10 protein-coding genes are annotated in these 13,186 nt (G+C 51.8%); 5 read left to right on the top strand and 5 right to left on the bottom strand.

Annotation, left to right across the window (positions count from 1 at the left end; translation table 11 throughout):
- From HY774_29030 to glnA, 5 genes are all read left to right on the top strand, one after another.
- Nucleotides 1-1,004 (top strand): carboxypeptidase regulatory-like domain-containing protein (locus HY774_29030; GenBank protein MBI4752556.1); only part of this gene is annotated, 1,004 nt, incomplete at its 5' end.
- Nucleotides 976-2,541: a hypothetical protein gene (locus tag HY774_29025; GenBank protein ID MBI4752555.1), complete on the top strand. Its 1,566-nt coding sequence runs from the start codon at nt 976-978 to the stop codon at nt 2,539-2,541. The genes HY774_29030 and HY774_29025, both read left to right, overlap by 29 nt.
- A 32-nt stretch (nt 2,542-2,573) precedes the next feature.
- Entirely contained in the window at nt 2,574-2,816 is a 243-nt protein-coding gene (locus HY774_29020; GenBank protein ID MBI4752554.1) for a peroxidase, read from the top strand.
- 27 nt (nt 2,817-2,843) lie between these two features.
- Nucleotides 2,844-3,179, top strand: coding sequence for a peroxidase (locus tag HY774_29015; protein MBI4752553.1), 336 nt, complete (start codon nt 2,844-2,846; stop codon nt 3,177-3,179).
- A gap of 629 nt (nt 3,180-3,808) precedes the next feature.
- Entirely contained in the window at nt 3,809-5,218 is a 1,410-nt protein-coding gene (gene glnA / locus HY774_29010; GenBank protein ID MBI4752552.1) for a type I glutamate--ammonia ligase, read from the top strand.
- A gap of 341 nt (nt 5,219-5,559) precedes the next feature.
- Here the strand turns inward: glnA and HY774_29005 are convergent, their stop codons facing one another.
- The 5 genes from HY774_29005 to HY774_28985 form a co-directional block, all read right to left on the bottom strand.
- On the bottom strand, nt 5,560-6,939 hold the full coding sequence (locus HY774_29005; protein MBI4752551.1) for a FecR domain-containing protein: 1,380 nt from the start codon (nt 6,937-6,939) through the stop codon (nt 5,560-5,562).
- Nucleotides 6,940-7,416: 477 nt separating this feature from the next.
- A complete protein-coding gene (locus HY774_29000) occupies nt 7,417-9,567 on the bottom strand; it encodes a hypothetical protein (protein ID MBI4752550.1) in 2,151 nt (716 codons plus the stop codon).
- A 97-nt stretch (nt 9,568-9,664) separates the two neighbouring features.
- The gene (locus HY774_28995; protein MBI4752549.1) at nt 9,665-11,788 is read right to left on the bottom strand and encodes a hypothetical protein; all 2,124 of its coding nucleotides are present in this window, start codon (nt 11,786-11,788) and stop codon (nt 9,665-9,667) included.
- Entirely contained in the window at nt 11,785-12,699 is a 915-nt protein-coding gene (locus HY774_28990; protein MBI4752548.1) for an ABC transporter ATP-binding protein, read from the bottom strand. Before HY774_28990 ends, HY774_28995 begins: the two co-directional genes overlap by 4 nt.
- Entirely contained in the window at nt 12,677-13,132 is a 456-nt protein-coding gene (locus HY774_28985) for a GntR family transcriptional regulator (protein ID MBI4752547.1), read from the bottom strand. The genes HY774_28990 and HY774_28985 overlap by 23 nt, the downstream gene beginning before the upstream one ends.
- Nucleotides 13,133-13,186: the final 54 nt, after the last annotated feature.

Raw genomic sequence — 13,186 nt, 5'->3', positions numbered from 1 at the left:
CCAATCCCGCCGTTCCTCAAGCCCGTGGAACGCTGGCACCCGTCAATCAGAGGCTTTTCAACCCGCGAGATGTAACCCTGGTTCAATCTCGGGCCTATGTCGTCACCCGTGACCATACCGTGGCTGGTTTTCCTCCCGGGTTATATGCGATTGATATCTCAAACCCGGATACCCCGCACATCATTGGGACTGATACCGCCGGGTTTTTTGGGACTGATTTTGAGGTTCGCGACCAGATCGGAATGGCCGCGGCACAGGGGACAGGCGTGGCGGCGGTTCCATTGTTCTCACTTCCGGCTGGCGCTGCGCCGCTGTATATCGGTGCGATTGTGGTCAGCTCAACGTATCGGGAAGGCACGGGGATTGCCACCACGGATGAGTTGATTTTCGAGACCGTCAACTCAGTTGAAGGACTTGAGCATGGCAGCACTGGAGACTCCGCACTGGTGATTGCCCAATACCGGCAACCGGCTGATCTGGCTGGGATTGCGCCAACATTGACGCTTGCCTCTCCGGCGGACGGAGAAGAACTGGTCCAGGGTGACCAAATCCTGGTGAAAGCCATGGCCCAGGATGATGTTGGGGTGGCCCAGGTTGACCTCAAAGCCAACGGCATCACCATTGCCAGCCTGACCAAACCTCCCTATCAGGTTTCTTACACGGTTCCCGCACATTCTCATTCAATCACCTTTGAAGCCACCGCGTTTGATTATGCCGCGAATCGTGGCGATGCGACTCCAGTGGTGGGTTCAGTGATTGAAGATCCATTGACGACAGTCATTGGCCAGGTGGTTGATTCTCAAGGCTATCCAATTGTGAATGCAACAGTTACCGTTACTGGCACACCTCGTTCAGCCGTCACTGACACCCAGGGGGGGTTCTCAATCCCAGGTGTTGGGACAATTCCACTGGGGGTTGAAATTTCAGTCAGAATTGCCAATGAACTGGGTGAACAAGTAGGCGAGTCAACTTTGTTTGTCCGGGCGTCAAATCACACGGGTTGAAATTCAAGCCAACGGTCAGGTCATCGGCGTACTGACGACGCCTCCGTACAGCGTAACCTATCAAGTTCCGCAAACCGAAGCGATGATCCAAATTGAAGCCAGCGCAGTTGATGATGGTGGAAATCATGGTCGGGCAACACCAGTTTCGGTTCAAGTGGTGGAAACTGATCCGCTCACAACCGTCATTGGGATGGTGACCGATGTGCACAGCACCCCAGTTTCAAATGTTCCGGTGGTTCTGGATGGATTGAACCTGATGGCGGTCACCGATGCCAGCGGTCAATTCCGATTTGAAAATGTGTCCACACTTCCATTTGGCGTGAAACTTTCAGCCACAATCAATGACCCGGCAACAGGTCGCCGTGGCCGTTCGGCTCAGGTTGTCGCAGTCCGAGGCGGAACCACGGAGCTTGGAACGATCCAAGCCGCAGTCATCAGGTCCGCGTTGCTCCCAAGCCTGATTTCGGGCCTTGGTTCCGGCGACCATAGTGGTGATAACCTGGCGGATGTGTTCATCGGGTTTGCCGACCAGCCGGCGGCGGTGTATCAGTCGGACGGAACGGGCAACCTGACGCCGGGTTCGACGCTGACCCTGCCGTTTTCCACGGTTCGAGCTGGAACCAGTTTCCGGTTGGATTCGGTTGGCGGCGTGGACATCCTGGCCCAACCAGTTGGAACGCCGGGAACGGCAACCATCGTGCTGACCGATGGAGCGGGAGGTATCCTGAGTTCGATGCCATTGGAAACCGGACTTGACCGCGAGAGCGAACTCATCGTCACCGGGTTTGATTCACCGGATTTCCTGAGCCGTCGTCCGGTGGTGGCTTTTGCCGCCCTGACCGGAGGCACCAGCCTTACCGTTCGGGTCAACGAGGGAGCGCCCGACCAGTTCTCGGCACCAATTGGGCTGCCGACTACGCCTGAAATCCCAATCCGCTCGCTCCTGGTCCAGGATGTAACCGGCGACCAACTGGCGGATATCGTTGGGATTGAGGAAATTTCATCCACCGACACGCGTCTGATTGTGTTTCCACGCACCGGCACCACGACGTTTGGGGCTCCGGTTGAATCATCAGTCATCATTCGAAACGGTGCAGCCACGGTCGGCACGGTGGAGGTGACGATTGGCACGTTCGGCAGTGGTCGAAATGATGATGTGGCGGTCCTGGCTGAAGATCGGGTGCGGATTTATTCAGGTGATGGCACCGGCAGCTATTCACTGTACCGTGAAATTCTCCTCCCGGAAAACACCGTCGGTCGTGGCATCGGTCCACAAAGTCAAATCGGGGGCACCGTGCTGGCCATTACGGTCAGTCAACTTGATGTGCCGTTATCCAGAATGCTGTTGCTCTACGGCGAAGGCGGCGAGACTCCAACGACGGTGATTCCTTATGAACTTTCGAGTGACGTGGGTGAGACTCGGATTGTCATTGATGACCTCGGCGGGAGTGAGTTTGGGCAATTTGATGTCGTGGTCATTGATGGGCGGACATTGACCACCTTCCTTGATCTGGGGCCGCCACGCGCCAGCGAATAACCATTGTGTTGAAAGGAACACCTTCACAATTTATGTTTCTCTCGGAAATCGAGCATCACCATCCACCAGGAGAAGCTGGTGAGGGCCTTCGGCAATTGAAGGCCGCCGGGCTTCCGATTCCACAAATTTTGCACTTGCTGGCGTTTAAGCCGGAACGCAACAAGTACCTCAATCTGTTTACTCAGGCGGTGATGCGTGGACCATCGCCGCTCACGATTGAACAACGCGAACTGATCGCGGCCTTCACTTCAAAGCTCAATCAGTGCCCTTTCTGAGTCGGCTCACACGCTGCCACGGCAGCCGTGCTCGGGGACCGCGCACGAGTTCAACAAGTTTTGGAAAATTACTGGACCTCTTCGCTGTCAGAAGCTGAGAAAGTACTCTTCGGCCTGATTGAAAAGGTGACGTTGCGGTCAAATCAGGTCAATCAATCGGATATTGATCGGGTGAAAGCCGCCGGTTGGTCAGAGGAAGCCATCTACGACGCGATCACGGTGTGTGCGCTGTTTCAGTTTTACAACACCTGGATTGATGCCACCGGGGTGGAAGATATGCCGGCGGAAGCCTACGCCCAATCTGGGGTGCGACTCGCAACTCAAGGCTACGCCGGGGAAGACGTATCGAATACCTCGGGTTAAGGGGGCAGAAGCGCCAGGATAAGAACCCCTGTGTTGGCATTGAATGACGCTCTGGTAGGGCCTGGATCCCGTCCTGGCCGGGACCGTGGGCTTCGCACCCCGGCTATTAAACGACGACCCTTCGGGCCTTCAAACCCTTATCCTGGCGCTTATGGGGTAAGGGGGTCACGCCAGCACTCACCAATGATGGTGAGCTTGGGTGGGTGTTGATTGAGTTTGTGCTGTTTGAGGTGTCGCCCCATCGCAAATTTGATGACCGTCAACCGCTCTCCAACACGCGACCTCTTAAAGTCGTCTTGACAGTATCATCCCCAGTGAACATCATGTGCCGGCCCTTTACTTTACGTTCACACCCTCCACGATTCGTCAAACTCCCGTAAGTCTTTGTCTCCCGGTGGGTTGTGGCTGCTTCAGGCAGAATCGCAAAGTAAAGCAACAAACGGCCTATCCAAGTTTTCGCGGCTGTCCCCCTCGGCACTTCGATCCAAAATGGACACATCTCCACCTGCAATTGAGCTTTTGGCTTGTCTTGTGACAGACAAAGGGCGCGTCGCAGGTGTGTGTCTTTTTTCAGTACCCGAGGCTGGCGCTTAGCGACCATCTTTATTGAGATTGTGAAGAGAGGAAAAATGGACCCAAAAACTGTCCTTCAATATGCTGTTGACAAACAAATCAAGTTTGTTGATGTCCGCTTTACCGATCTGCCAGGAAGCTGGCAGCATCTGACGTTTCCCATCAGCGAATTGCACGAAGACACCTTTGAAAATGGCTTTGGCTTCGACGCATCGAGCTTGCGCGGATGGGCGGCGATCAATGAAAGCGACATGCTCTTGATTCCGGATCCGACCCGCTTCTGGGTGGATCCATTCTTCGAAGAAGATACCCTGTGCCTGTTTGCGGATGTGGTTGATCCAATCACCAAGGAAGGCTATCCGCTTGATCCCCGCTCAGTTGCCAAACGGGCGGAGAGCTATTTGAAATTTACTGGTCTGGCGGATACGGCGTATTTTGGCCCGGAAGCTGAATTTTTTGTCTTTGACAGCGTCCGGTACAAAAATGATCCCAATTGCGCCATGTATGAGTTTGATTCAGTCGAAGGCAACTGGAACAGTGGCCGAAAGGCTGACAATCTGGGCTTTCGGATTCGGACCAAGGAAGGCTATGTTCCAGTGCCGCCGATGGATTCGCTCCATGACCTGCGCTCGGAAATTATGATCAACCTGGAATCAATTGGGATTCATCCGGAATGCCATCACCACGAAGTCGCGACCGGCGGCCAGTGCGAAATTGATTTCCGGTTTTCAACCCTGCTGGGCACGGCTGATAACGTGCTCCTCTTTAAGTACATTGTCCGCAACACGGCCTATCAGTATGGGAAAGCGGCAACCTTTATGCCCAAACCGCTGTTTGGCGATAATGGCTCGGGGATGCACTGCCACCAGTCGCTCTGGAAAGATGGGAAACCACTTTTTGCGGGGGACAACTACGCCGGATTGTCGGAAATGGCGCTCTATTACATTGGCGGTCTGCTCAAACACGCCCCAGCAATCATTGCCTTTGCCGCGCCAACGACCAATAGCTACAAACGGTTGGTGCCTGGCTTTGAAGCCCCGGTCAACCTGGCGTACTCAGCCCGCAACCGTTCGGCGGCGATTCGGATTCCGATGTTTTCATCCAATCCAAAACAAAAGCGGCTGGAATTCCGACCGCCGGATCCAAGCTGCAATCCCTACCTGACCTTTGCCGCTTTGTTGATGGCTGGTCTGGATGGAATTCAGAACAAAATTGATCCCGGAGATCCGCTTGATAAGGATATTTATGATCTGGAGCCGGAAGAGTTGAAGAAAGTGGCCAGCTTGCCGGGGTCGCTTGAAGAATCACTCAATGCGCTTGAAAAAGATTATGAGTTCCTGCTCAAGGGCGATGTCTTTACCGAACAACTCATCGAACGTCACATTTCTTACAAGCGCAAGCGCGAAGTGGATGTGATGCGCATGCGGCCACACCCACTCGAATTTCAGATGTACTTTGATATCTAAGAGCGAGTAGCGAGTAGCGAGTAGTTATACTATTTGGGGCTGAGGGTATCGGGCTAGGGGCTGAGGGTAATACATTCATATCAGTCACTTAGCTTCTCAAAAATGCGATAGGCTCATTCCAAATTGGTAGAAGGGTGAGTCGCGAGCGGTAAATCACCGCTTGCCAGGCCAAAAAGAAAAGGTGATGGAAATTACTTCCATCACCTTTTTTCTGTTGAGCGAGTTCTGAGTTCGCTCTTATCCCATTTTGGAATCAAATGCTCGCATTTCTGAGGAGCTAAGTGACTGATAAAAATGTATTTCCCTCAGCCCTTAGCCCGATACCCTCAGCCCAAATTGGTTTAATTGTTGCGTGTCCGCCCTGGACTCAGGGTGGTGTTGGTTGGGCGAGGGGTGCTGCCGGCTGAAGGAGCGGCTGTTACACGACCGGCACCGCCACCGCCTCTGCCAGTTGAGGTTGCCGAAGATCCGGTATAGCCACCGCCAGTATATCCCCGTTCAGAATTGGCCATGCTGTCCAACGTTGAACGAATCGAGATTGCCTGGGCTGGTGTTGGAAATTCACGTGGTTTTTTATCCGATGTTGGTCGGATTGATGTTGTTGAAGCTGCACTCCCACTCACGGTCGGCAGGGTTTGTCCCGCACTGGTCGGCAGGGTCGTTTTGTTGTTTTTGGTGGTTGTGACACCTGGGGTTCCCCCAGTCAGGGTTGGCCGGATGCGAACCGGTGGTGCAACGGTAAACTTCGAGTCGTTCCCGGCTGATGTTCCGCCAGTGCCAGTGCCAGTGCCGGTTCCAGTGCCCGCACCAGTTCCGCCATATCCATTTGGAAAATATCCGTATGGCAATGGCCGATAGTACCACCACGGCAGGCCGTAGCAGATCGAGTAGTTAAACCCATAGGGTGAGAACCAGCTACTGTAAAACGGGAAGAACGAATAGCCGCTCAGGAATGGGTCATAGAGCCAGAGGCCATAAAACGGGCGATACCCGAATCCATAGTTTCCGGCTGCCTGATAGGCATTGATTCCGGTCAGTATCCGATTGTCGGTCAGGCGGGAATTGGCCGTGGCCAGGAGTTCAGCTCGCTGGCCGCTCCACATATCAAACATGTCCTGATCTTTTTTCTTATCGAATTTTTCAATAGTTGGTTCAGCGGCGCTGGCAATGATTTTTCGTCCATCTTTGATTTTTTTCGATGGATCACTGGCCAGAGCAGCTTTGCCTTTCCGGATCAGGAGTTCACTGATTCCATCCGGGAGCACATTGACCCGATAGAGGCCATCATCAATGATGGAAAAGGTTTGTTTGGGCGTGAGGACTTTCATAAAGACTTCGCTGCCATCGGTGCCGGTCATTTCGATGATCGCATTTCCGCTGAGCAGTGAAATTTGAAGGTCGTCAAATGAAGGATTGGTTAATTCAAATTCGGAATTTTCATTCAGGCGCAAATAGGAGCCGGGGTTGAGCAGGATTTCAACCCGCCCACCCGCCGAAGTTCGCACCCGGTCACCGGGTCCGAGTTCTTCAACGGATGCCATCGAGCGCCAGCGCATTTCACCAGCGTGCTGGTAGGTAACTGTTCCGGATACCAGGTTTACCAGTCCAGCCCGGGCGGAAATCACATAGGTATCCCGGCTTTGGGCCGTGGCGGCCATCGAGGCGCCACAGATGAAACAGGCCAGTATCGTAATCTGAAATAGTCGAGCTATTGATTTCATAAGCTTCGACCCTACCTTTCTTCCTGGAAGGAACCACCTCACGTCACTCTGAGCGGTTGAATGACATTGGAGAGTCGGTTCTGACAAATTTGATCAAGTGGATTGAGAGAATGTGCTTCGGCGAAATTGTGAGTGCGAACCATTGTGACGCGAAGCATCTGAAAAAGCGAACAATTTTCGTGCCAGCAGGCTATTCAGATCAGATGAAATTCCGGGTTGGAAAGGGGAGTCAGGTCAATTGCGTATACCAGTTTGTAGTCAGTAGTCAGTAGTCAGTAGTTCACTAACATTATTTGATTGAATCACTTGGCCGTTTTCTAATACGGAGATTTCATTGCAAATTGGTCTTATAAAGGCAGGAATGACGTGACTTGGGAAAATCCAACCCCTGGCTGAACACAAGGTGGATGCAGGAAGTCGAGCGATCAAACAAAACGATCTGCGGAAGGGACTACACGATATGGTGTAGTCAATCGCTCAGTCGTAAATAAACCTGGAAGAGTTGAGGACATAAAGTTGCCGGCGATTTGCGGTGGCTGGGTCAATATAAGAATAAGAAATTTGGGAAACTGAAAACTCATCTCGATAAAAATACTCTCTCATCACAGAGGCAGGAATGCCTGTGATGAGGGCTTCTTTTCCCTCAAGCGGAGCTATTTGTCGCGCTTCATTAAATATAGTTTTCCGATTAACTTCACCAGTAACAGAATCTATCAAAAACAATTGGGAAACTGTTTTTTCAAGCGATTCATATGAATTGATAAGCATCAGTACTTTTCCTGGTGATACTTCGCCACAAAAATAGAGCGAATTGAAAGCTGATGGAAGTGAATCAAGCTTTAACAGAATGGATTGGTCTTCTTTTCCATCTGAAGTGAGGAGTTTGAATCTGATATTGGAAGTATAAACCGGTATCTGATAAGGCCCTTTATGATTCGGAGTCGGTATCTTTTTCATTGCCAGAAAGTTTAGTCCATCTATCGGCCAAAAAGGAATAAGATGAACTGGTTCGGTGGCGGGAACTTTTACCTCTTCAGGGATCAACTGAGCATATCGTCCATCTGAAAGTACAACAACCCAGGGTTCTGGGCCAGAATCCTGGTCAACAGTTCGAAGTGAAAAAATCCGTTTCCCGGTTCGCCCATCTGCAATGTGATATTCATCCTGAGAAAATGACGAATAGTAAGAAATTCGATCAGTCACCGGGCAATAGATAAGCTGTTCTTCATATCCAATTTCTTCCAACCATCCCGTTTGGGTTATTGCTTTGGTGTTCAGGTTGACCTCAACCATCTGGCAACGATCACTTCGGTATGCTGACCGGTACAATCTCAGAATTTCAGGTGAGGGAAAGACCGCTTTGCGAAGAAACATCTCACCCTCTTTCTGTAATTCACCGGGGATGGAAAACTGGTTGATGATTCGATGAGACTGGAGGGAAATCAATTCAACTCGATCTGGGGTAATGGCGGCGACTGATGCACCATCTGGAGAAAATTCAAAGTGTGTGTTTGATGGATAGACCAGACTGGTGGTTTGGGGTTTGGGAGTTGCTCCTTCCAGACGACACAAAATCAGATTTCCAGAGTATGGCCCACCTGAGTCTTCCGGCTTTCGGTACCGGGGGATGTGAACCCACGTGGCATATTGACCATTGGGTGAAACCGATGGGAAAGAGTACTCTGTGTCGAGATCCCCGACCCTGACGAACTGACCCGTGAGCGGATTGTGTAATAGCTTTGGCACATAATCGGGCCGGTAGCGGACCTGTCCATCAATCAGAAACCAGCCGTTTGAAATCGGGCTGACATTGCGGAGTTGGGTGAAATCATCTGGGGTCACACTGATGACCCAGCGGGTGTAGCCGTCAAAGAGACCGACTCCGAGAAATACAATTGACCAGAGGCACAGCGACATCACCCGATGCACCGACCGCAGGCTGGTTCGGCCCTGGCCAAGGCTGATTCGGGAAGCCACCAGCATGCCGGTCATGGCCACAACGAAAAAAAACAGACCGCCAAAAATGAGTGGCAGTAGAGCGCCTTCCTGCACTAACCGGTCAGCTCCGAGCCCGACCAGCAGAGTTGTTATCATCAGAGACACCAGATCAACTGTCAGCCACCAGGATTTCGACCGGAAAGCAATGCTCGTGGTCAGTCCCAGACAAAACAAGAAGGGCAGTACTCCTGCCCCGAACGTGAGCACCGGCCAGCCAACTTTTTCCCGCAGAAGAAAAGGATTGGCATCCATCAGGATTGCAGGCAAACACACCAGCAACAGCGAACCGACAATCAGCAGCCACGCGCCAAGCAGTTTCCCAATCCAGAGTGCAGTGGCTGAAATCGGACGTGAGAAGAAAAATCCCATTCGCTTTTCAGAAAGCTCACGGCCAAACAGGGAAAGCCCGGTGTAAAAGGCGACGCCATAACTCACCACCATTCCCAGCAACTGGGCCCCAGCCCGAATATTCTCCAGAAATTCCCTTTGATCGGGTGCTTTAGTTGAAGTCCCAATCACAAACGGAAGCGCCAGCGTGGCCAGCCCACAGATCAATGCCAGTGCAAAGATGGCGCGATTCTCAACCAGTTGCCGATTGGCCAGAGTGAGGATAATTTTCACGTGCTTCATGCCGGTTTGTCTCCAAAAGGATTACCAGCGCAAAATCGGAAGATGCCTGCCAATATGAAATTGGCGGGCACCTTCCGGGTGATTTGAGGGTTCAGGATCAGTTTTTCGCGCCAATCAGTGTTCGCTTTTCGCCTGTTTCCGGGTTGAAATAAATCAGCGATTTCGGTTTTCCTCGACCTGGTCGTTCAAGAAAAAGCCTGGTTTCGTTCTCCTCTGCCGAGCCTTTGAGATACCACCAGATCATTCCCTGAAAACTTGAGTGAGAGCGTGATTTCTCCTGAATTTCCCCAGTGGTACAGTCAATGACGGAAAACTTTGTGAGGTCCTGTTTTTGAGGGCTTTTAGTCGTTGAAAGCAAAAGTACTTTTCCGCTTGATGTTTCGCCATGAATCTCATAGCTGGAATGGCCTTGAAATTCATTCACCTTTTCCAACGAAATTGTTCGCTCAAGGATGCCGTCTGCTGAAAAGACTTGCAGGAACGCGGTTGGAACTTCCGGGGTAACTGGGATGACCCCTTTTTTCCAAACCAGTTGCACCGTCCGTTTGTCAGAGAGTGCCAGCGCTGAAACCCCATAGAAATTAGTATCCACCGCAGGTAAGGAAAACAAATGCTGACCCGTTCGGGAGTCAAAAACCCGAGTGGCATAAATTTCCTCAGACTTATTTTTGTAAGAGCTGGAAACGACCGATACTGGGGATTCTGGGTTGGGTTGAGCTGGCAGTGAAATAAAGGCACGATCAATTGAGTCACAAAACCGGGGGAACCGGGCAAACCCATTCACTGATGAACTATTGAGCAGGCTTACTTCCTGAGGCAGATCTTTGAGCAGAAATCCGGTTTCCTTGAATTCACGAGTGGTGAGGTTAAATTCCAGGATCTGATGCCCTTGTTTTTTCGGGTGTGCCCGGTAGAGCCGCAAAACCTCAGGTGAAACAAAGATGGCTTTATTAACTTGAAGAAACCCTTCTTTTTGGAGTTCAAACGGAACGGTCAACTGATTGGTAATCCGTCGAGTTTGAAAATCAATGAACTCAACCCGTTCCTGACTGGCAGCCACCAGCCATTTTCCATCTGGAGAGAAAACGAGATTGGTTCCAATTGAAAACTCCAGGTTCGATTGGATTTTCTGATTCACGGTTTTGGTGGTGGAATCAAGAATCGTGAGCATTCCCGTTTCTGGCTGTGAGCCCGAAAACATTGGAAGCTTTCGGGATGGGGCAATCCAGGCACAACGCTGACCATCTTTCGAACAGGCAATCGTTGGTAAATCATACTGCCCAATTTCCAGTGATGTCATCTGGCCAGTTGGAATGTTATAGAGAAAAGTTGGGTAATATCGCTCACGATTGGAAATAGTGCCGCCCACCAAAACCCAGTTTGGATGAATAACAAGCCCAAAGATAACCGACTCGATATCGGCTGGAGTGACTGCCAGGGCCCATCGGGCATAGACCTGTACTGAACCGGCACCAATCAACAACACAGTACAGAGCGCGAGTGAAATCACCCGGTGCGTCTGAATCAAACTGGTTCGACCCTGGATCGTACTGATCGCCGAAGCCAGGAGCATTCCGATTCCGGCAATTAACCCAAAACCAATCAGCGCCTTGAACATTAAGTCTTCAGCATACACTCGATAGAGCGGAAACAGGCCGGCACTCAATAGCAACAGAAGGAGAGGAATTGCCACCAGGTCAAAAACAAGCCAGCGTGAACGGGAACGAAACGCAATGCTGGCCATCAGTCCAATCCCAAACAGCAACAAGGGAAGCAGAAGTAATAGAATGCCTTGACCATTATTGGACAATTCCAAAAGACCTTTGAGCGGATTGGCGCCGACCAGAAAAGTTGGCGTCAGTGTTACCAAAAATGATCCAATAATCAGCGTCCACCCGGCCAGTATTTTGCCGGTCCATAGAGCCAATGCCGGGATCGGGCGGGAAAAATAAAACCCAATGCGTTTTTCAGACAGATCCCGACCAAACAGGCCAACCCCGCTGAGAAATGCAACCCCAAAACTAAGGAACAATCCCAGAAACAACCCACTCACAGCGCTCATGTCAGGCCAGGTCGAACTTAAGTTTTCGGCATTCAAAAATCCAAACACAAATGGCCAGGATATTGCCATCAGCCCGACTACCAGGGCCAGGGCAAAAATAGTGCGGCGTTCAATCACTTCACGGCGAGCAACAGCATAGATCATTTTCAAGTATTTCATTGGGCAACTCCTTCTTCGGTTTCGACCACGGCGGCAAAGATTTCTTCCAGCGTCATGGGGACGACTTCGGGCACGAGCGTCAGTTGGGAATGGTAAAAGCGTTCGAGCACAGCACGGTCAAATTTGGCGACAATGGCTTCCATGCCCCAGCCAAAGCGTTTGGTTCGAATCAATTGGAGCGGTTCGAGCGCATCGCTCAACCCATTGGCAGCCAGCGACGTCTGGTGGGTGCAGTGAATGCGCCGGAAGCGGGCTTTCAGGTTTTCGACAGTGTCATTGATGGCCAGCCGCCCGTCTTTCAAAATGCCGATGTGATCGGCCAGCGGTTCAATCCCAGCCAGATCGTGGGTCGTGATCAACACCGTGATCCCCCGGTCAGCCAGTTCGGAAATCAGTTCTTCAAAAAACTCCTTGCGGGCGACCACATCCAGCCCCAGAGTCGGATCGTCAAGCACCATCAATTCCGGTTGCGACCCAAGCGCCAGCGACATCATCACCTGCGCTTTTTGGCCCTTGGACAAATCCTTAAAGCGGGCTTTGGGGGCAATTTTAAATCTGGCAAAGCGTGCTTCGACGCCGGCTGTGTCCCAGGTCGGATAGAGTTCGGCACAAAACCTGGCCAGTTGGAGCGGGGTCATATCGGGTGGGGCGTCCGGCTCTTCAGGAACGACGCCGACCCGTTCCAAAATCCGGGTGCGTTGTTTCCAGCTATCCATACCAAAGACAGAAATCTGCCCCTGGGTTTGCTTTTGATGACCGAGCATACATTTAATGGCTGACGATTTGCCCATGCCGTTGCGCCCAAGCAAGGCATAGACGGCGCCGCGTGGGATCTCAAAACTGACGTCGTTCAAGGCGACTTTGGACCCATATTTCATGGTCACATGCTTAAAGGTTGCGATGGGCTCCATATTCTCTCCAGGCTGGATCTTCGGGTTCCTGATCAGGTTCGTTTTGGCGGAGGCGGGTGTGCGCCATGGCGTTTTTGAGTTCGTCAATGGCTTCTTCCTGGGTGGCGCCAATCGTGGCGGCAATCGCCGCATAGCGCCGGGCACTCTCGCGCAGTACATCTTTGCGCTTTTCGTCTGGCATCACGGGTGGTGATTCAGAGACAAACGTGCCTTCACCGCGTTTGACCATCAGGACACCGGCATCAGTCAACCGCTGATAGGCTTTGGCCACCGTCGCCGGATTCACCCGCAGTTCCTTCGAGAGATCCCGAACTGATGGCATCGGCATCCCAGGCAGCAAAATTTCGGAAGCGACCAGATGACGAACGTTTTCTTCGATCTGCTTCCAGATTGGGGTGGCATTGGTTGGATCAATGTGGATGGTTTGAATCATGGGATTAGGGTTCAGGGTTCAGGGTTTTCGCCGCGGAGCGGTGGTTGAATTGAG

The organism is Acidobacteriota bacterium (assembly GCA_016208495.1).
GTDB lineage: Bacteria > Acidobacteriota > Blastocatellia > Chloracidobacteriales > Chloracidobacteriaceae > JACQXX01.
This window is presented reverse-complemented; position numbering and strand designations above follow the sequence as displayed.